18 protein-coding genes and 1 tRNA gene are annotated in these 21,889 nt (G+C 32.1%); 17 read left to right on the forward strand and 2 right to left on the reverse strand.

From position 1 onward, the window contains the following. Positions 1 to 89 precede the first annotated feature (89 nt). The 14 genes from secA (at position 90) to whiA (ending at position 17,489) form a co-directional block, all read left to right on the forward strand. Positions 90 to 2,453 (forward strand): preprotein translocase subunit SecA, encoded by a 2,364-nt coding sequence (secA, locus tag MOO46_RS00250; RefSeq protein WP_249511052.1) that lies wholly within the window; start codon positions 90 to 92, stop codon positions 2,451 to 2,453. A 68-nt stretch (positions 2,454 to 2,521) separates the two neighbouring features. Beyond that, positions 2,522 to 3,638, forward strand: a protein-coding gene (gene prfB, locus MOO46_RS00255) for a peptide chain release factor 2 (RefSeq protein ID WP_249511053.1) whose coding sequence is annotated in 2 segments (ribosomal slippage) — positions 2,522 to 2,593 and positions 2,595 to 3,638 — 1,116 coding nt in all. Because the reading frame shifts where the segments join, the coding sequence is not laid out codon by codon here. Between the two features lie 14 nt (positions 3,639 to 3,652). Beyond that, positions 3,653 to 4,798, forward strand: a complete 1,146-nt coding sequence (locus tag MOO46_RS00260; RefSeq protein WP_249511054.1) for a PDZ domain-containing protein — start codon at positions 3,653 to 3,655, stop codon at positions 4,796 to 4,798. 64 nt (positions 4,799 to 4,862) lie between these two features. Then, positions 4,863 to 5,180 carry a PspC domain-containing protein gene (locus MOO46_RS00265; RefSeq protein WP_249511055.1) on the forward strand — a complete coding sequence of 106 codons (318 nt, stop codon included), beginning with the start codon at positions 4,863 to 4,865 and terminating at the stop codon, positions 5,178 to 5,180. Positions 5,181 to 5,192: 12 nt separating this feature from the next. After that, a complete protein-coding gene (locus MOO46_RS00270; RefSeq protein ID WP_249511056.1) occupies positions 5,193 to 5,549 on the forward strand; it encodes a phage holin family protein in 357 nt (118 codons plus the stop codon). A gap of 113 nt (positions 5,550 to 5,662) precedes the next feature. Further along, entirely contained in the window at positions 5,663 to 6,601 is a 939-nt protein-coding gene (gene hprK / locus MOO46_RS00275; RefSeq protein ID WP_249511057.1) for an HPr(Ser) kinase/phosphatase, read from the forward strand. A 7-nt stretch (positions 6,602 to 6,608) separates the two neighbouring features. Beyond that, entirely contained in the window at positions 6,609 to 7,451 is an 843-nt protein-coding gene (gene lgt, locus MOO46_RS00280; protein ID WP_249511058.1) for a prolipoprotein diacylglyceryl transferase, read from the forward strand. 24 nt (positions 7,452 to 7,475) lie between these two features. Continuing rightward, positions 7,476 to 8,492 (forward strand): NAD(P)H-dependent glycerol-3-phosphate dehydrogenase, encoded by a 1,017-nt coding sequence (locus MOO46_RS00285; protein WP_249511059.1) that lies wholly within the window; start codon positions 7,476 to 7,478, stop codon positions 8,490 to 8,492. Positions 8,493 to 8,510: 18 nt separating this feature from the next. Then, positions 8,511 to 9,386 carry a UTP--glucose-1-phosphate uridylyltransferase GalU gene (galU, locus tag MOO46_RS00290; protein WP_249511060.1) on the forward strand — a complete coding sequence of 292 codons (876 nt, stop codon included), beginning with the start codon at positions 8,511 to 8,513 and terminating at the stop codon, positions 9,384 to 9,386. An 81-nt stretch (positions 9,387 to 9,467) separates the two neighbouring features. Next, positions 9,468 to 10,388: a thioredoxin-disulfide reductase gene (gene trxB / locus MOO46_RS00295; RefSeq protein ID WP_249511657.1), complete on the forward strand. Its 921-nt coding sequence runs from the start codon at positions 9,468 to 9,470 to the stop codon at positions 10,386 to 10,388. Between the two features lie 176 nt (positions 10,389 to 10,564). Further along, complete coding sequence (gene uvrB, locus MOO46_RS00300; protein ID WP_249511658.1) at positions 10,565 to 12,571, forward strand: excinuclease ABC subunit UvrB; 2,007 nt, start codon at positions 10,565 to 10,567, stop codon at positions 12,569 to 12,571. Positions 12,572 to 12,582: 11 nt separating this feature from the next. Next, a complete protein-coding gene (uvrA, locus tag MOO46_RS00305; protein WP_249511061.1) occupies positions 12,583 to 15,435 on the forward strand; it encodes an excinuclease ABC subunit UvrA in 2,853 nt (950 codons plus the stop codon). A gap of 118 nt (positions 15,436 to 15,553) precedes the next feature. Continuing rightward, a complete protein-coding gene (locus MOO46_RS00310; protein WP_249511062.1) occupies positions 15,554 to 16,543 on the forward strand; it encodes a gluconeogenesis factor YvcK family protein in 990 nt (329 codons plus the stop codon). A gap of 1 nt (position 16,544) precedes the next feature. Next, complete coding sequence (gene whiA, locus MOO46_RS00315) at positions 16,545 to 17,489, forward strand: DNA-binding protein WhiA (protein ID WP_249511063.1); 945 nt, start codon at positions 16,545 to 16,547, stop codon at positions 17,487 to 17,489. A gap of 53 nt (positions 17,490 to 17,542) precedes the next feature. Here the strand turns inward: whiA and clpP are convergent, their stop codons facing one another. Beyond that, positions 17,543 to 18,136 (reverse strand): ATP-dependent Clp endopeptidase proteolytic subunit ClpP, encoded by a 594-nt coding sequence (clpP, locus tag MOO46_RS00320; protein ID WP_249511064.1) that lies wholly within the window; start codon positions 18,134 to 18,136, stop codon positions 17,543 to 17,545. A gap of 100 nt (positions 18,137 to 18,236) precedes the next feature. Further along, positions 18,237 to 18,308, reverse strand: a tRNA-Arg gene (locus tag MOO46_RS00325). Positions 18,309 to 18,566: 258 nt separating this feature from the next. Between MOO46_RS00325 and gap the strand changes: the two genes are divergently transcribed. From gap to tpiA, 3 genes are all read left to right on the forward strand, one after another. Continuing rightward, positions 18,567 to 19,577, forward strand: a complete 1,011-nt coding sequence (gene gap / locus MOO46_RS00330) for a type I glyceraldehyde-3-phosphate dehydrogenase (protein ID WP_249511065.1) — start codon at positions 18,567 to 18,569, stop codon at positions 19,575 to 19,577. 157 nt (positions 19,578 to 19,734) lie between these two features. Continuing rightward, positions 19,735 to 20,949, forward strand: a complete 1,215-nt coding sequence (locus MOO46_RS00335) for a phosphoglycerate kinase (RefSeq protein ID WP_249511066.1) — start codon at positions 19,735 to 19,737, stop codon at positions 20,947 to 20,949. A 135-nt stretch (positions 20,950 to 21,084) separates the two neighbouring features. Next, a complete protein-coding gene (gene tpiA / locus MOO46_RS00340) occupies positions 21,085 to 21,840 on the forward strand; it encodes a triose-phosphate isomerase (protein ID WP_249511067.1) in 756 nt (251 codons plus the stop codon). The last annotated feature ends 49 nt before the right edge of the window (positions 21,841 to 21,889 follow it).

The following is a 21,889-nucleotide window of genomic DNA, read 5'->3' on the forward strand; positions in this document are numbered from 1 at the left end:
ACTGCTATAAAATGTTAAGATAGTAAAGTATATATTAGTTAAAAATCGGATGAAATTTATAATTTAAAATTATAGAAGGGAATTTATCAATGCCTAACATTTTGAAAAAATGGGTTGAAAGTGATAAGCATGATATTAAACGACTAAGTAAATTAGCCGATAAAGTTGATAGTTATGCTGATGAATATCGTCAATTAAGTGATGATGATTTAAAAGCTAAAACCCCTGAATTTAAAAAACGTTATCAAGACGGTGAAACTTTAGATGATCTATTACCTGAAGCATTTGCTGTTGCTAGAGAAGGTGCTACTAGAGTTCTAGGATTAACCCCATTCCACGTTCAAATTATGGGTGGAATTGTTTTACATGAAGGTAGCATTTCTGAAATGAAGACCGGTGAAGGTAAGACCTTAACTGCAACTATGCCAGTTTATTTAAATGCAATTTCTGGAAAAGGTGTTCATGTTATTACTGTTAATGAATATCTATCTCAACGTGATGCTGAACAAATGGGTGAATTATATAATTGGTTAGGTTTAACAGTTGGTGTTAACTTGACTGAAATGAGTGCTGAAGATAAGCGTAAAGCATACAACGATGATATTACTTATTCTACTAATAGTGAAATTGGATTTGACTATTTACGTGATAATATGGTTGTTTACAAAGAAGATATGGTTCAACGCCCATTAAACTTTGCGATTGTCGATGAAGTTGACTCCATTTTAATTGATGAAGCGAGAACTCCATTGATTATTTCAGGACAAGCTCAAGGTTCAACACAACTATATAAACAAGCTGATCAATTTGCTAAGACTCTAAAAGATAAAGACGATTTCAAAATTGATTTAGAATCTAAGACAGTTGCAATGAAAGATCAAGGAATTGAAAAGGCTGAAAAATACTTCAACTTAAAGAACTTGTATGATACTGATAACACAGCTTTAACCCACCATTTGGATGAAGCTTTACGTGCTAACTATATTATGCTTAAAGACAAGGACTATGTTGTTTCTGACGGCGAAGTATTAATCGTTGATTCATTTACTGGTCGTATTATGGAAGGCCGTCGTTTCTCTGATGGATTACATCAAGCTATTGAAGCTAAAGAAGGTGTTGAAATCCAAGAAGAAAGTAAAACAATGGCTAACATCACATACCAAAACTTATTTAGAATGTACCACAAGCTGGCTGGTATGACTGGTACTGCTAAGACTGAAGCAGATGAATTTAGAGAAATTTATAATATGGACGTTATTTCAATTCCAACTAACAAACCAGTTGCTAGAATTGATGAACCAGACTTGTTATATCCAACACTACAATCAAAATTTGATGCCGTAATTAAGAAAATTAAGGATCTACACAGTAAAGGTCAACCAATGTTAATTGGTACTGTTGCGGTTGAAACTTCAGAATATCTTGATAATCGATTAACTCAAGAAGGAATCCCTCATAGCGTTCTTAATGCTAAAAATCATGCTAAAGAAGCTGATATTATTTCCAATGCTGGTCAAAAGAATGCTGTTACAATCGCTACTAACATGGCTGGTCGTGGTACGGATATTAAACTTGGACCTGGGGTTGTTGAATTAGGTGGACTAGCTGTTATTGGAACTGAACGTCATGAATCCAGACGTATTGATAATCAATTACGTGGTCGTTCTGGTCGTCAAGGAGATCCAGGCCTTTCACAATTTTATTTATCACTAGAAGATGATTTAATGCGTCGTTTCGGTTCTGATCGTATTAAGAATTTCTTGGAAAGCATGAAAGTAGATGGAGAATCTGCTGTTATCAAGAGTAGATTGATTACTAAACAAGTTGAATCAGCTCAAAAACGTGTTGAAGGTAATAACTACGATTCTAGAAAGCAAGTTCTTCAATATGATGATGTTATGAGACAACAACGTAATGTTATTTATGGAGAAAGATATCAAGTTATTGAAGAAGACAAATCGCTTGAATGGGTACTTATGCCAATGATTAAGCGTACAGTTGATCGAATTGTTAACTTGCATACTCAAGGTGATAAGAAAGATTGGGATTTAGATACTATTCTAGACTTTGCTATTAGTGCTTTAGTTAGTCCTGACCGTATTAGTTTAAGTGATTTAGAAAATAAATCTGCTGATGAAATTAAAGATACTTTGATGGATCTTGCTAAACAAGTTTATAAAGAAAAACAAGATCAATTATACGATCCTTCTCAAATGCTTGAATTCGAAAAGGTTGTTATCTTAAGAGTTGTTGATTCACATTGGACTGATCATATTGACGAAATGGATCAATTGAGACAATCAATTGGTTTAAGAGGTTATGGTCAATTAAATCCATTAGTTGAATATCAACGTGAAGGTTACCAAATGTTTGAAGAAATGGTTTCAGATATTAATTATGATGCAACAAGATTATTTATGAAGGCTGAAATTAGACAAAACATTGAAAGATAGTTTTAAAAAGGCGGAGATGGGCTACTCAATAGTTCCATTACCGCTTTTTTATTAAGGAGATTAATTAAATGGAAATAACTGATGCAAAAAATGAATTAGCTAAAATAAAAAAAGCTATCAATGGCTTTAGGAGGTCACTTTGACTTAGATTCTTTATATGAGACGATTGAGATTAATGAAGCCAAAATGACTGAACCAGATTTTTGGGATGATCCTAATCATGCACAACAATTTATTAATGATAATAATAAATTAAAGAAAAAATACGACAATTTTCAATCATTATCCTCACAAAGTGATGATTTAGAAGTTAATTTAGAGTTACTAGAAGAAGATAATGATGTTGCTATGGTGGAAGAATTTGAAAAATCATTAGATGCTACGAAAAAGCATTTAGCCAAATATCGCTTAGGGATGTTGTTGAACGGTAAATATGATAGTAATAATGCAATTTTAGAAATTCATCCAGGTGCTGGTGGAACTGAATCTCATGATTGGGGGATGATGTTGTTACGTATGTATACCCGATGGGCTGAACAAAGTGGATTCAAACTAGAAACGCTAAACTATCAGGTCGGCGAAGTTGCTGGAATTGACACTGCAACCTTACTTATTTCTGGTGAAAATGCTTATGGTTATCTAAAATCTGAAAAGGGTGTGCATCGACTAGTCAGAATTTCACCCTTTGATTCTGCTGGTCGTCGTCATACATCTTTTGCTTCAGTTGATGTGATGCCTGAATTAGATGAATCAGTTAATATTGATATTAATCCAGCTGATTTAAGAATTGATGTTTTTCGTGCTAGTGGTGCTGGTGGCCAACATGTTAATAAAACTTCATCAGCTGTTAGAATTACTCACGAACCTACAGGAATTGTGGTAGCTAGTCAAGCTCAACGTTCACAAATACAAAATCGTGAAACTGCGATGAATATGTTGAAATCTAAATTATATGAACGAGAAGAAGAAAAAAAAGCTGAGCAAAAAGCACAAATTGAAGGAGAACAAAAAGAAATTGGTTGGGGGTCTCAAATTAGGTCCTATGTTTTTCACCCATATTCAATGGTCAAGGACCATCGTACTGGATATGAAACTGCTAAAGTTCAAGATGTCATGGATGGCAAATTAGATACATTTATCAATTCATATCTACAATGGAAATTAAGTAAAAAGAATCCCAACTAATTAGGAGTAAGTAAATGAGTTATATAATAATAATATCTTCAATTTTGATTCAACCAGTTTTATGGCTTGGAGTCATAAAGACATATCTAAATTATCGTAAAAGAATTTCTCGCGAACGTAATAATTTTAATACATCTATTTATCAAAATAACTTTGAAATTAAGCATTTTATAATTAGTTTCTTTATTTTAGGAACAATTGGTTCAATTATTTCAGCTTTTATAGGAACATTTATACCTAATATCTGGATTTTTATATATGAAGTTTTGCTTTTATTGAATCTCCTTTTAGTTCCTAATAAAGTCTATCCTATTTTTATGGCTGGATTGACCACTGTTGTCATGATAGTGATCGATTTGTTTAATTTACTTGATAATCAATGGGATTTTCCTGTTAACATGTCAATGACTGATAATAGAAATATTTTGTTTTTGCTTAGTCTGATAATATTATTATCGGGAATTTTCTTTAGATTCTTTATTGGTAAGTATAATACTCCAGAAGTTTTTCGAAATAAACGAGGTAATAAGGTTGCTGGATATGTGTTAAATGAAATTTCAGTAATTCCATTACTTGTTTTAGTTCCAGGAGATCAAATTCACAAACTGATTTCTTTTTGGCCAGTTTTTAATTTCAATAATCAATCTTTTACGTTATTTTTCTTACCAGTATTATTAGGTATTAAGATAAACATATTTAAAAATGTTCCTAGAGAACTTTCTATTAAACTAGGTAACAATGTTATTAAAATAAGTGTCTTAGGATTTGTTTTTACAATTATCAGTTATTTCTTGCCAATTGTTACATTATATTTATTAGCAATTTTAATTTTTATATATTTGGGCTCGATAGTCTGGATTAAAAATTATGATCGTAATTCTAAAAAGTGGTTTTCTGATGCTGTAAATGGTTTAAGAGTTATTGGAGTTAGGCCTAATACACCAGCCACTAAAATGAATGTTCAAATAGGCGATTTAATTATTGAAGTTAATAATCAAAAGGTTCATAATGATAGTGAATTTTATGAGGCAATCCTTTCATCACCAACTTTCTGTCGATTAAAAATAGTCAATCGTAATGATCGTATTAAAATCACAGAATCAGCAATTTACAACGATTCACCTAATGAGTTAGGGGTTGTTTTATTTAAAGATAATTAGATAAGATTGTTGTATTTAACTGTAAAAAATGGTTAAATATTTAATTCAAAGGAGTTGTATATAAATGAAAAAAGTAACAAGATCAAAAACAGATAGAATGTTAACTGGAGCTTTGGGTGGAATTTCTGAATATTTAGGAATTGATTCTAGAATTGTTAGAATTATTTTTGCAATTTTGACAATTTATCCAGGACATATTTTATTTGGTCTACTTGCCTACGTTATTATTGTAGTTTTAATTCCTAATGACCAAAAAGTTACTAGTTCTTTTGAAGATATGTTTAATCGTTCACAGCAGTATACAAACCGTGAAGAGAAAAAAGATAATAAAAGTAATCGTAAAAATTTAAAAGATGTTCAAGAGTTTGATCATAAAAAATAAGGAGTCCTTATTATGGGATTTTGGAGTAGATTGCTAGTTAATACCTTGTTATTTATGGCGATCGCTGGTTTCTTTCAAGGTAGTTTTTATGTTGCTAGCGTTACGACTGCAATTATTGCCGCATTTGTATTGGCAATTTTAAATACGTTGATTAAGCCAGTGTTATTTATTCTTTCATTACCAATTAATATATTGACATTAGGATTGTTTAGCATAATACTAAATGCTTTTATGTTGGAAATGACTTCTTATATTGTTGGTGCTAGTTTTCACTTTAATTCATTTGGCATGGCAATTTTAGTTTCAATTATAATGTCAATTTGTAATATAGTGATTTCTGATAATCAGTCAGATAGAAATAAATATTAAAATAAAAGAGTAGATGTTTATAATCATCTACTCTTTTTTTGTTGTTTATAAACATTTAGATTAAAAGATACTGCTTAAAATGGTAAAATGATAATAACATGGGAGGTAGAATTATGACTTATAACGTTAGCGTTGCTGACTTAGTTGAAAACACACATTTAGATATTTTTTATGGAAAAGAATATTTAGATAGACCCATTACAACAAGTGATATTTCAAGACCAGGCTTAGAACTGACTGGTTATTTTAACTATTATCCAGCAAAGAGAATTCAATTACTTGGGATCACTGAAACGTCCTACGCTAAGGGGATGAAAAGTGAAGAACTATATAAAGTTATGAATGAAATGTGTCATCCTGAAACGCCAGCTTTTGTTATTTCAACACAACTTGATCCTCCTGATGAATTAATTAGAGCTGCTAAAAATGAACATATTCCAATTTTAGGTTCAAAGTTAACAACTTCTAGAGTCTTAAGTAATATGACAAATTACTTAGAAAGTAATTTAGCAGAAAGAAAATCCATGCATGGTGTTTTAGTTGATGTTTATGGTTTAGGAGTATTAATGACTGGAGATTCTGGAGTTGGTAAAAGTGAAACTGCTCTAGAACTTGTCAAAAGAGGACATCGTTTAATTGCTGATGATCGAGTAGAAGTTTATCAACAAGATGAACAAACTTTAGTCGGTCAAGCACCAAGAATTTTAAGACATTTATTGGAAATTCGTGGGATTGGTATTATTGATGTTATGAATTTATTTGGTGCAGGAGCTGTTCGTTCAAAGACTAAGGTTGATTTAATTGTTCATTTGGAAAATTGGTCTGACGATAAGACTTATGATCGATTAGGTAATGGCGATGAAACCAGAAGAATTTTTGACGTTGACGTCCAAAAAATTAATATACCAGTTAAAACGGGACGAAATTTGGCAATAATTGTCGAGGCTGCTGCGATGAACTTTAGAGCTAAAACAATGGGATACGATGCTACCAAAGTATTTGATGATAATTTAAATAGTCTAATAAAAGAAAATTCAAAATCTAATAATTAAAGAGTGAATGGAGGAATTTATTATTTTAGCCGCATTAAATCCAATTGCCTTTAATTTAGGAGCAATACAGGTACATTGGTATGGTATTTTTATTGCTAGTGCAGTAATGATTGCAGTATTTTTATCAGTTAAAGAAGGCCAAAAACGTGGTATTTTAGCTGATAATATTTATGATATGATTTTATGGGCATTACCAGTTGCAATCATATCTGCTAGAATTTATTATGTAATCTTTCAATGGTCGTATTATAGCCAACATTTAGATGAGATTATTAAAATATGGGATGGTGGAATTGCTATCTATGGTGCTTTAATTGGTTCCGGGTTAGTTGTTTTTATGTATTGTCGAAATAAATTTATTCCGGTATGGTTAATGCTAGACATCATTTCACCAACCGTTATTATGGGACAAGGCATTGGTAGATGGGGTAACTTTATGAATCAAGAAGCTTTTGGTAAAGTTACTAGTTTGACCTTTTTGCAACATCTTCATTTACCACCATTTATTATTAACCAAATGTTTATTCAGGGCTTTTATCGTCAACCAACATTTTTATATGAATCTCTATGGGATTTGTTAGGATTTGTTCTTTTAATTAATTTGCGACACATTGACAAATTCTTTAAACGTGGGGAAGTTGCTTTGAGTTATGTTATTTGGTATTCATTTGGAAGATTTTTTGTCGAAGGAATGCGAACAGATAGTTTGGTAGCTTTTGGTGATATTAGGGTTTCACAAATATTATCAATTTTCTTATTTTTAGGAGCTATTATAATAATTATTTATCGTAGAAAAAAATACTCAGATTTACCTTTCTATCTTGATGGTAGAGCTATTAAAAATAAATAATATGAATTACAAGGAGACTTTATAATGGTTGAAAAAATTGCAGTTCTAGGTGCTGGATCATGGGGGAGCATGCTAGCTAATATATTAGCTGAAAATGGTAATGATGTTCGACTATGGTCATACAAGTCCGCTCAAGTTGAAGAATTAAACAATAAGCATACTAACTCTAAATATATTGAGAATTTTACATATTCTAAAGATTTAGTTGCTTATTCTGATATGCAAGAAGCAATTGATGGTGTTGATGACATATTATTTGTTGTTCCAGCCCAAGTTACAAGATCAATTGCTAAAAAAGTAAATGAAATTTTAGCAGAATTAGACAATAATGTTAACATTATTCACGGTAGTAAAGGTATTGAACAAAAGACTTATAAACGAATGTCAGAAGTTTTAGCCGAAGAAATTGATCCTAAATATCGTAAATCTATCTCTGTAATTTCAGGACCAAGTCAGGCTGAATCCGTTGCTAAACATGATATTACTTTAGTGACAACTGCTTCTGAAAATATTAAAGATGCTGAACATATTCAATCATTATTTATTAATGATTATTTTAGAGTTTATACTAATGATGATATTATTGGTGTTGAAATTGGGGCTGCTTTAAAGAATATTATTGCACTAGGAGCCGGAGCATTATATAGCTTAGGATATGGCGATAATACTAAAGCTGCACTAATGACTCGTGGATTAGCCGAAGTTTCTCGCTTAGGCACTTCATTTGGGGCAAACCCATTAACTTTTACTGGATTATCTGGTGTCGGAGACTTAATTGTTACCGCAACTAGTAGCGATTCAAGAAATTGGCGTGCCGGATATCAATTAGGCCAAGGAAAGTCATTAGATGATGTTATTAAAAATATGGGAATGGTAATTGAAGGAATTGCTACTACTAAGGCTGCTTATGAATTAGCTAAACAACGTGGTATTGATATGCCAATTACTTCAGCAATTTATAATGTCTTAAATGATAAAGTTACTGTTAAAGATGCTATTAATGAATTAATGCATCGTGAAGGCCGCGCAGAATTAGATTAATATTTTAGGAGAATTATTATGAACAAAATAAAAAAAGCAATTATCCCAGCTGCTGGGTTAGGAACTAGATTTTTACCCGAAACCAAAGCAATGCCAAAAGAAATGTTACCAGTTGTTGATAAACCAGCTATTCAATTAATCGTTGAAGAAGCGGTTGCATCTGGAATTACTGATATTTTAATTATTATCGGTAAAGGTAAACGTGCGATTGAAGATCATTTTGATTCAAATACTGAATTGGAATTGAATTTAGAGCAAAAAAATAAAATGAAAATGTTAGAGGCGGTTAAGAAAACTAACGGCTTAAATATTTATTTTAAGCGTCAAGAACATCCAAATGGTTTAGGTGATGCAGTCCATACTGCTAAAAGTTTTGTTGGTAATGATCCATTTGTCATCATGTTAGGTGATGATTTAATGCAAGACAAGACGCCATTAACTAAGCAATTAATTGATAGTTATGAAGAAACTCATTCATCAACTTTAGCTGTTATGAAAGTACCACATGAAGATACTTCTAAATATGGTGTTATTAATCCAGCTAAAGAAATTAAAGATGGATTATATGACGTAACAAGCTTTGTTGAAAAGCCTAATCCTGAAGATGCACCTAGTGATTTAGCTATTATTGGTCGTTATCTATTAACCCCAGATATTTTTGAGATCTTAGAAAATACTAAGCCTGGTAAGGGTAATGAAATTCAACTAACTGATGCGATTGATACACTTAATAAATCTGGTAAGGTTTATGCTCATGAATTTACGGGTGATCGTTTTGATACAGGTAATAAATTTGGTTGGCTACAAACTAACATTGAATTTGGATTACAACATCCAGAAGTCTCAGATCAATTAAAAGCATACATTAAAGATTTAGCTAAGCGCTTAGGTTAAAATAGTTTGTGTGCAATATAATAGACAAAGTATTTATTTCATAGTAAAGTAGTTATTATTATAAAATTGAGAGGTGCTTAAATTATGGAAAAATATGATGTAATCGTAATTGGTGCAGGCCCTGGTGGTATGACAGCTGCATTGTATGCTTCTCGTGCAAACTTGTCTGTATTGATGATTGATCGAGGCATTTATGGTGGTCAAATGAATAATACTGCCGAAATTGAAAATTATCCTGGATTTAAGTCTATTTTGGGTCCTGATTTAGCTAAAAAGATGTATGAAGGTTCAATTAATTTTGGTGCTAAATATGCATACGGAACTGTTCAATCAATCGAAAATAATGGTAAGGGAAAAATCGTTCATACTGATGAAAATGATTATGAAACAAGTTCTATTATTATTGGAACCGGATCACAGTATCGTAAATTAGGTGTTGAAGGTGAAGACGAATACGGTGGTAAAGGTGTTTCATACTGTGCTGTTTGTGACGGAGCTTTCTTTAAAAATAAGGAAGTGGTCGTAATTGGTGGTGGTGATTCTGCTATTTCTGAAGCACTATATCTTGCTGGAATTACTTCGAAAGTCACTGTAATTCATCGTCGTGACCAACTAAGAGCGCAAAAAGTATTACAAGATCGTGCCTTTGCCAACGGTAAGATTAATTTTATTTGGAATACAAATGTAACTGAAATTGTTGGTGACAATATGAAAGTTACTGGCGTTAAAACATTAAATAATCAAACAAACGAAGAATCAAGCGTTGATGCTAATGGAGTCTTTGTATATGTTGGTAATAATCCAATGACTGAGGCATTTAGTGATTTAGATATTACTGATGATAAAGGCTGGATTAAGACCAATGAACGAATGGAAACTTCTGTTCCAGGAGTATTTGCAATTGGTGATGTTCGCCAAAAAGAATTAAGACAAGTTACTACTGCTGTTGGTGATGGTGGTATTGCTGGTCAAAATGCTTTTGAATATATTTCTTCATTATAAAAATTTATAATAAAAAGAATGCTTTGAACTATAACTCAAGGCATTCTTTTTTATTATCTTTTATTGATACTTATTAATTTTAGAATGTATGTTCGTGTGTTAAAATATAAACAAAATTGTGCGAATATTTAATTTAAATTAATATCATTTTTTGAAGGTGAGGGGATTTTTTGCAAATTAATCGAGAAGAAAATAATCATTTTGAATTAGTCTCTAAATATAAGCCTACTGGTGATCAACCAGAAGCAATAAAAAAATTAACTGATGGATTTAATAATGGTCAAAAATCACAAATATTATTAGGTGCAACTGGAACTGGTAAAACTTTTACTATTTCTAATGTAATCAAGAATGTTAACCGACCAACTTTAATTTTATCCCACAATAAAACTCTAGCTGGTCAATTATACGGTGAATTTAAAGAGTTCTTTCCTAATAATGCTGTTGAATATTTTGTTAGTTATTATGATTATTACCAACCAGAAGCTTATGTTCCTTCAAGTGATACTTATATTGAAAAAGATTCATCTGTAAACGATGAAATCGATAAGTTAAGACATGCTGCAACTAATGCATTATTAACGCGTAACGATGTTATTATTGTGGCTTCTGTTTCTTCTATTTTTGGATTAGGAAGTCCTGAAGAATACTTTAAACATACTGTATCTTTACATGTGGGACAACAAATTGAGCGTGATGATTTACTAAGACAACTAGTGGAAATTCAATTTGACCGTAATGATATTGATTTTCAACGTGGCCGTTTTAGAGTTCATGGGGATGTTGTTGATATTTTTCCTGCATCTGGTGATAAACATGCTTTTAGAGTTGAATTTTTTGGTGATGAAATCGACTCAATTAGAGAAATTGATACTTTGACCGGTGAGTTTTTCGGTAAAAAAGATAATATTATTATCTTCCCAGCAACCCACTTTTTAACAGATAATGAACATTTAGATACCGCTTTATCTGATATCAAAAAGGAAATGAACGAACAAGTTGATAAATTCAAAAGTGAAGGAAAACTTGTTGAAGCCCAACGTTTAAAACAAAGAACTACTTATGATGTTGAAATGATGGCTGAAATGGGTTATACCAATGGAATTGAAAATTATTCTAGATTTATGGATGGACGTAAGCCTGGAGAACCTCCATACACATTGCTAGACTTTTTCCCTGAAGATTATTTATTAGTTGTTGATGAATCTCATCAAACCCTACCTCAAATTGGTGGGATGTATAAGGGTGATAAAGCAAGAAAAGAACAACTAATTAATTATGGCTTTAGATTACCTAGTGCTTTAGATAATCGTCCCTTAAAAATGCCTGAATTTAAAACCCATATTAATCAAGCTATTTATATGTCTGCAACTCCTGGCCCCCGTGAGTTAGAAATGACTGATGAGAAAAATATTGTACAACAAATTATTCGTCCAACGGGGTTATTAGATCCAACGGTGGAAGTTAGACCAATTATGGGTCAGATGGATGATTTGGTTGGTGAAATTAACAAACGAATTGATAACAATGAACGAACTTTTGTTACAACATTAACCAAAAAAATGGCTGAAGATTTAACTGATTATCTCAAAGATCTAGGAATTAAAGTTGCATATTTACATTCGGATGTTAAAACCCTTGAGCGAACAAAAATTATTCGTGACTTAAGGTTAGGCAAGTATGATGTTTTAGTGGGAATTAACCTATTAAGAGAAGGGATTGATGTGCCTGAGGTATCTTTAGTAGCCATTTTAGATGCAGATAAAGAAGGCTTTTTAAGAAATGAACGTTCATTAATCCAAACGATTGGTCGAGCCGCTAGAAATGAGAATGGTTCGGTTGTTATGTATGCTGATAAGGTGACGGATTCAATGCAAAAGGCAATGGATGAAACTGCTAGGAGAAGAAAAATTCAACAAACATATAATCAAGAACATGGGATTACACCTCATACAATTAAAAAACCAATTCGTGATTTAATTAAATATGATGATAACGATAAAAATGAAAAAGAAAGTCATTCTTTTGTTGAATCTGATTTTCAAAAGATGACTAAAAAAGAACAACAATCTATGTTAGAAACACTTAACAAAGAGATGCGACATGCAGCTGTTCAACTTGATTTTGAACAAGCGGCATCATTACGTGATACGATTTTAGACTTGAAAAGTGAAATGAAGTAGGAGTTGATTTCTTGCAAAACGACAAAATTATTATTAAGGGTGCTCGAGCACATAATCTAAAAAATATTAATGTTGAAATTCCGAAAAATAAGTTAACCGTCATGACGGGACTATCTGGTTCAGGCAAAAGTTCTTTAGCTTTTGACACCTTATATGCCGAAGGACAACGTCGTTATGTTGAGAGCTTATCTTCATATGCCAGGCAGTTTTTAGGCCAAATGGATAAACCAGATGTTGATTCAATTGAGGGATTAAGTCCAGCAATTGCAATTGATCAAAAAACGACCTCACATAATCCGCGTTCAACTGTTGGAACTGTTACTGAAATAAACGATTATTTTAGATTATTGTGGGCAAGAGTTGGAACACCTATTTGTCCCAATGATGGAACTAAGATCACCCGTCAATCAATTGATCAAATGATTGATGAAATTATGGCATTGCCTGAAAGAACTAAGTTGCAAATTTTATCACCAGTTGTCCGCGAATCACGTGGCCAACATAAAAAGACTTTTGATAAAATTCAACGAGAAGGCTTTGTTCGTTACCGATTAGATGGAGAAATTCATGAAATTGGTGATGGCATTGTTCCTGAAAAAAGCAAAAAACATAACATTGATATTGTTGTTGATAGAATCATTGTTAAAGATGGAATTAAGTCACGTTTATCTGATTCACTGGAAACTGCTTTAAGATTAAGTGGTGGTTATGCAACTGCTGATTTAATGGGAAAAGGCGATAATTTAATTTTTTCTGAACATTATGCTTGTCCATTATGTGGATTCACAATTAGTGAACTAGAACCACGTTTATTTTCATTTAATTCACCAATCGGTGCTTGTCCTGATTGTGATGGATTGGGGATGAAGCTAGATGTTGATGAAAGTCTAGTAATTCCAGATAAAAATAAAACTTTAAAAGACGGCGCAATTGATCCTTGGAATCCAATTAGTTCTAAATTTTATCCTAGTCTATTAGAACAAGCTTGTGATGCTTTTAATATTGATATGGATATTCCATTTAAAAAGTTACCTAAAAAGAAACGTGATTTAATTTTAAATGGATCTAATGGCAAAGAATTTCATTTCCATTTTGATAGCAGTTTTGGCGGAGTTCGTGATACTGATGCACCATTTGAAGGGGTACTTAGAAACATTTCGCGTCGTTACAATAGTACTAATAGTGACTTTACTAGAGAACAAATGCGTAAATATATGACTGAATTAACTTGTCAAACTTGTAATGGTTATCGATTAAATCGAGAAGCTTTAAGTGTAAAAATTGATGGTCAAAATATAAGCGAAATTACTAATTTGGATATTAATAAGGAACTAGCATTTTTTAAACAACTTACTTTTGGTGAAAAAGATACAACAATTGCTAAACCAATTTTGAAAGAAATTATTGATCGACTTTCATTTTTAAGAAATGTTGGCTTAGATTATTTAACTTTATCTAGAACTGCCGGGACTTTATCTGGTGGCGAATCCCAAAGAATTCGTTTGGCTACTCAAATTGGTTCCAATTTATCTGGTGTATTATATGTATTAGATGAACCATCAATTGGTTTACATCAGCGTGATAATGATCGACTAATTAAATCGTTAAAATCAATGCGTGATTTAGGAAATACATTAGTCGTTGTTGAACATGGCGAAGATACGATGCTAGCATCTGATTATATTGTTGATATTGGTCCAGGGGCTGGATCTAATGGTGGTAAAGTAATGGCTGTTGGTACACCTGAAGAAGTAGCAAATAATGATCAATCACTAACTGGTCAATATTTATCAGGCAAAAAATATATTTCAGTGCCATTAAAACGACGTAAGGGTAATAATAAGCATATTAAAGTAAAAGGTGCTAGTGAAAACAATTTAAAGAACGTTGATGTTGATATTCCATTAGGTGAGTTTAATGTTATAACTGGAGTATCTGGTTCTGGAAAGTCTACTTTAATTAATCGTGTTTTAAAACGTGCATTAGCACAAAAATTAAATAATAATTCTGAAAAACCAGGGAAATATAAATCAATTTCTGGGTATAAGAATATTGATAAATTAATCAATATTGACCAAAGCCCTATTGGGAGGACGCCTCGTAGTAATCCTGCCACTTATACTGGTGTTTTTGATGATATTCGTGAACTTTTCGCCGAAACAAATGAAGCAAAGTTAAGAGGTTATCAAAAGGGTCGCTTTAGCTTTAATGTTAAGGGTGGACGTTGTGAGACATGTCATGGGGATGGAATTCTAAAAATTGAAATGAATTTCTTACCTGATGTATATGTACCTTGTGAAGTGTGTCATGGAAAACGCTACAACAATGAAACTTTGGAAGTTCAATATAAAGGTAAAAATATTGCGGATGTTTTAGATATGACGGTAAAAGATGCTTTATCATTTTTTGAAGCCATGCCTAAGATTACTAGAAAATTGAAAACAATTAATGAAGTAGGTTTAGGATATGTTAAATTAGGCCAATCTGCAACGACATTGTCTGGTGGTGAAGCCCAAAGAATGAAGTTAGCAGCTGAGTTATATAAAAAATCAGCTGGTAATAATTTATATATTCTTGATGAACCTACAATTGGATTACACACTGATGACATTAAACGCTTGTTAGTAGTGTTACATGAATTAGTAGATCAAGGAAATACGATATTAATTATTGAACACAATTTGGATGTAATTAAAACTGCTGATCATATTATTGATTTAGGACCAGAAGGTGGTGAAGGCGGTGGTAATATTATTGCCACTGGAACACCTGAAGAAATTATCAAAGTTAAGAATAGTTACACTGGTCAATATCTTTCTCCAATTTTAAAACGTGATCTAAAGCGAACCAAAGATGATAAATAAAAAGCGCATTTAGCGCTTTTTATTATGTTTTAAAATGACACGCCCGGGTATGTGTGTTACAATGTCATGAGTTATTATTTGAACGACTAAAAATTACTAAGAAAGGCGGGGTAACTATATGAGTGATTTAAATAACCGTCCTAAAATCGTAGTAATTGGTGGAGGTACTGGACTACCAGTTATTTTAAATAGCTTAAAACAGCAAAATGCTGATATTACTGCTGTGGTAACAGTGGCTGATGATGGTGGATCATCAGGAAAAATTAGGGATTATATGGATGTAGTCCCACCGGGCGATATTAGAAATGTTCTAGTATCATTATCTGAACTACCCAAATTAGATTTAGATATTTTTCAATATCGCTTTAATAGCGATGATCAATTTTTATCTGGACACTCAATTGGCAATTTAATTATTGCTGCACTTTCTGAAATGAAAAGTGGTATTTATAATGCGGTCCAAATTTTAAGTAAAATGATGAAAGTTAATGGTCATGTTTATCCAGCTTCAAATGAAAAATTACAGTTATGTGCGGAATTTGAAGATGGTAGCAAAATGAAAGGTGAATATGAAATTACATACGCTCATAAAAAAATTAAACGGGTGTGGGTAGAAGATATCCATTCTGATGAATCACCTAAGGCTAATCAAAAGGTTATTAATGCAATTATGAATGCAGATCAAATTGTACTCGGACCAGGTAGCCTATTTACCAGTATTTTACCTAATTTAATGATTAAAAATTTGGGGGATGCGGTAGTAAATTCGACTGCTAAAGTAGTTTATATCTGCAATATTATGACGCAGAAGGGTGAAACAGATAATTTTACCGATGCAGATCACGTAAAAGTGTTAAATAATCATCTTAAATGTAATTTTATAGATACAATTTTAGTAAACAATAAAACCATTCCTAAAAACTATGTTGATAAACAAAAATGGAGCGAAATTTCCCATCAAGTTAAACATGATGCTTACAATTTAAAAGAACAAAATTGTAAGATAGTTGAGGGGGATTTCTTAAAATTAGAAGATAAATGTGCCTTTCATAATGGTCAATTTGTATCAAGTGAATTAATGAAATTAATCAATGATTGGAGTGATTAAGATGTCATATGCTAGCGAAGTTAAAAAAGAATTAACCACTTTAGAAGTTCATAAAAAAAACGCAAAGGCTGAATTGATGGCTTTAATTCGTATGAATGGATCCATGTCTTTATCTTCGCATAAAATTTTATTAAATATTCAGACAGAAAATCCAGCAATTGCTAGAAGAATTTATACATTAATTTTAAAATTTTATGATGTTGAAAGTAAGCTTGTCGTTCGTAAAAAAATGAAACTGAACAAAAATAATGTTTATGTCGTAAGAATTATGTATCAAGTTAAAGAAATTTTGGATGACCTAGGTATTTTTGATAATTATCAAATTTTAGAAAGAGTACCATTAGATTTATTAAATAGTGATTCTCAAGTTCGTTCTTATTTGAGAGGAGCCTTTTTAGCTGGTGGTTCGGTGAATAATCCAGAAACTTCACGTTATCATTTAGAAATATATTCTTTATATGAAGAACACAATGATATGATTTCTGAGATGATGAATAATTATGGATTAAATGCTAGAACAACTGAACGGAGAAGTGGTTATATTACCTATCTTAAGGAAGCAGAAAAAATCGCTAACTTTTTACAACTGATTGGTGCAACCAATGCAATGCTTAAATTTGAAGATGTTAGAATTATGCGAGATATGCGTAATTCAGTTAATCGATTAGTTAATTGTGAAAACGCCAATATGAATAAAGTTGCTAATGCCTCTACGAGACAGTTGACCAGTATTCAATATATCGCTGATACTGTTGGCTTGAAACAATTACCTAAAAAATTGTATGAGGTAGCAGTGACTAGAATTAAGGAACCAGAAGTTAGTTTAAAAGAACTTAGTGAATCATTGCCTAGTGGTAGTATTTCTAAGTCCGGAATTAATCATCGATTAAGAAAAATTAATGAATTTGCTGATAAACTAAAATTGGAACTTCAAGAAGAATCCTAAAAAAATAAAAAGCATCTGGAATTTATTCCAGATGCTTCTTTGATTAATATACATTATTTCTTTTCAGAACTGTTTTGCATGATTGAATCAATTAATCCATAATCTACTGACTCTTGAGCACTTAAGTAGTGATCACGTTCAGTATCTTTGTTAACTTTTTCAATTGGTTGCCCTGAATTTTTAGCAAGGATCTCATTAATCATGTGACGAGTCTTCAAAATAGATTCAGCAGCAATCGCAATTTCGGTTTGTTGACCTTGGGCACCACCAGATGGTTGGTGAATTAATACTTCTGAATGAGGTAAAGCAAAACGTTTACCCTTAGTACCAGATGATGCTAAAACACTGGCCATTGATGCAGCCATACCCATAACAATAGTTTGGACATCTGCTTTAACGAATTGCATAGTGTCATAAATTGCCATACCAGCAGTTACAACACCACCAGGTGAGTTGATGTATAAGTAAATATCTTTATCAGAATCTTGGGCATCAAGGAAAAGTAATTGAGCAATAACAGTATTTGCCATGTTATCTTCAATTGGACCTGATAGCATAATAATACGATCTTTTAATAGTCTTGAATAAATATCATATGCACGTTCACCGCCAGATGATTGTTCAATGACTGTAGGGACTAAATTCATGTTGTATTCCTCCCATAAAATTTTAATTTATTTATTTAAAAAGCTAAAACTAATTTTATATTATTGGTCAATCAAGGTCAAACGATTTGTTTGATATCAATGCACTCGAAGGGAATCGAACCCTTATTATAAGAACCGGAATCTTATGTGATATCCATTACACTACGAGTGCATAAAATTACTATAAATGAATGATAGGCAAAATTCAAGATTATTCGTTGTTATATAATTAATTTGCAAAGTAAAATTACGATTGATATACTGATTTTGTAGAGATTAATGCTATTTTATTTCAAAATAATGATTATAAATTAGTAATCATAATTATTTTAAATTAGTTAGCTCTGTAATATAGACTATCACTTAAAAAAGTAGTAACATTAGCTCTGTACGTAGTACTTAAATTTATTTCTCTAGGAGGAAAACAGTTATGACTGTAAAAATTGGTATTAACGGTTTTGGTCGTATTGGTCGTTTGGCTTTCAAACGTATCCACGAACTAAACTCAAATGAAATTGAAGTTGCTGCTATTAATGATTTAACAACTCCTTCAATGTTAGCTTACTTATTAAAATATGATTCAACACATGGTAAATTCCCAGGTGAAGTTTCTTCAACTGACAAAGGAATTGTTGTTGACGGTAAGGAAATCCCAGTTTACGCTGAAAAAAGTGCCGCTGACCTTCCATGGGTTAAAAATGATGGTGTTGACTTTGTACTAGAATGTACAGGTTTCTACACTTCAGAAGAAAAATCACAAGCTCACTTGGACGCTGGTGCAAAACGTGTCTTAATTTCAGCTCCTGCTGGTGATATTAAGACAGTTGTTCCTGGTGTTAACTTGGATACATTGGACTCAGATGACAAAATTGTTTCAGCTGGTTCATGTACTACAAGTTGTTTAGCACCAATGGCTTACTTCTTAAACAAAGACTTTGGTCTTAAAGCTGGTACTATGACAACTATTCATGCCTTTACTTCTACACAAGCTATCTTAGATGGCCCTCGTGGTAAGAAGTTCAGAAACAACCGTACTGCTTCAGTAAACACTATTCCTCATTCAAGTGGTGCTGCTAAAGCTATTGGTTTAGTAATTCCTGAATTAAATGGTCATTTACAAGGTCACGCACAACGTGTTGGTGTTGTTGATGGTTCATTAACAGAATTAGTTTCTGTATTAGACAAGAATGTTACTGCTGATGAAATCAATGAATCAATGAAGAAACATGCTGAAGGTAACGATGCATATGGTTACACTGAAGATCCAATTGTTTCAACTGATATTATTGATGATTCACATGGTTCAGTATTTGATCCAGGTCAAACTGAAATCACAGCAAATGGTGACACTCAATTAGTTAAGACTGTTGCTTGGTACGATAACGAATGGGGCTTTACTTGCAACATGGTTCGTACTTTACTACACTTTGCTGAACTTTAATATTAAATTAATGCTTTTATAGCGAAAAAAGGTGGAGGGGGCATTTGCCTCTTCCGCCTTTTTTATAAAATAAAATTCGTTATTCTTTATAATTTTAGAAAAATGAATTATATTCAATATATAAATTATAAAATATTTTTTGAGGAGGTTTTCTAAATTGGCTAAGACAACTGTTTCTGATTTAGATTTAAATGGCAAAAAAGTTTTAATGCGTGTCGACTTCAACGTTCCAATTAAAGATGGTGTTGTTGGTGATACTAGTCGTATTGTTGGTGCTATTCCAACCATTAAATATGTAATTGAACATGGTGGAAAAGCAGTATTGTTCTCTCACTTAGGTCGTATTAAGAGTGAAGATGATAAGGAAGGTTTATCATTACGTCCAGTTGCTGAAAAATTATCTGAATTAATTAACAAGCCTGTAACTTTTGTTCCTGAAACAGAAGGTAAAAAATTAGAAGATTCTGTTAATGACATGAATAATGGTGATATTTTGTTAGTACAAAATACTCGTTACGAAGATGTTGTTGATGGTGAAAACATCAAACGTGAATCTAAAAATGATCCTAAACTTGGTAAATACTGGGCTTCATTAGGTGACTGCTTTGTAAACGATGCATTTGGTACTGCTCATCGTGAACATGCTTCTAATGTTGGTATTGCTCGTGCAATGGAAGCTAATAACAAGCCAGTTGCTGCTGGATTCTTAATGGAAAAAGAAATTAAGTTTATCGGTGGAGCTGTTAATGATCCAAAACGTCCATTTGTTGCCATTCTTGGTGGTGCAAAGGTTTCTGACAAGATTGGTGTTATTGATAACTTACTAGGTAAGGCTGATAAAATCATTATTGGTGGTGGAATGACTTATACATTCTACGCAGCTAAAGGTTATTCAATTGGTAATTCACTTGTTGAAAAAGACAAGATTGATACAGCAAAGGAAATTCTACAAAAGGGTGGCGACAAGATTGTGCTACCTATTGATTCTGTAGTTGCTCCTGAATTCAAAAATGATGCACCTACTGAAGTAGTTGGTGAAGATATTCCTGATGGACAAATGGCACTTGATATTGGTCCTAAGAGTATTAAATTGTTTGAAGATGTATTAAGAGATGCTAAAACAGTTGTTTGGAATGGACCTATGGGTGTATTCGAAATGAGTAATTTTGCTGAAGGAACTCTATCTGTAGGTAGATTCTTAGGTGATTTGAAAGATGCTACTACTGTTGTCGGTGGTGGTGACTCAACTGCTGCTGTTAACCAATTAGGCGTTGCTGATAAATTATCACACGTTTCAACTGGTGGTGGAGCTTCACTAGAATACATGGAAGGTAAAACTTTACCAGGTATTGCTTCAATTACTGACAAATAATAAAATTTATTTTAAAAGAGTTTGATGTTTTGCATCAAACTCTTTTTTTACTTGTGATAGAATTGAATTACTTAATTTATTTAATATAGATGTTATTATAAATTATATAAGTTCAATATTTAGGAGGAAATAATAATGAGAACTCCTTTTATAGTCGGTAATTGGAAAATGAATTTAACTTTATCAGAGGTTAATGATTTCTTGAAACAACTTACTGATAAATTACCTGATATTAAAAAGGTTGAATGTGCAATAGCTGCATCACCAATCTTTTTAGAGTCTTTAACAAATTATTGTAAAAATAGCCCATTAAAAGCATCGGCTGAAAACTGCTTTTATAAAGATAAGGGTGCCTATACCGGTGAAGTAAGTCCATATGCATTATCAGATATGGGTGTTGATTATGTAATGCTTGGACACTCTGAGAGACGTAAGTATTTTAATGAAAGTAATAAATCTATTAATAAAAAAGTGAAAGCAGTATTGAATAATCATATGATACCAATTATATGTTGTGATGAAACAATGACTAAACAAAAGCACGATGATCATATGGATTGGGTAGTTAATCCAGTTTCTGAAGCTTTGAAGGGAGTTTCAGTATCTGATGCTAAAAAAATAGTTATTGGTTATGAACCCAGTTGGGCTATTGGTACTGGTAAGTCTGCTAGTGTTAATGAAACACAAGAGGCCTGTTGCTTGATTAGAAAAACAATTGATGAATTATATAATGATGATGTTGCTAATCAAGTTAGAATTTTATATGGTGGTAGCGTTAATGATAAAAATGCTCAAGAATTAATGCAACAAAAAGATGTTGATGGGGTTTTAGCAGGAACAGCAAGTTTAAAACCTAAAGAGTTTTTAAAAATTATAAATTATATAAAATAATTTGTTTTTATAGTCACTTTATGTTGAAACTTAAGCATTAAAATAATAA

The sequence above is a fragment of the Apilactobacillus apisilvae genome (assembly GCF_023380225.1).
Lineage (GTDB): Bacteria > Bacillota > Bacilli > Lactobacillales > Lactobacillaceae > Apilactobacillus > Apilactobacillus apisilvae.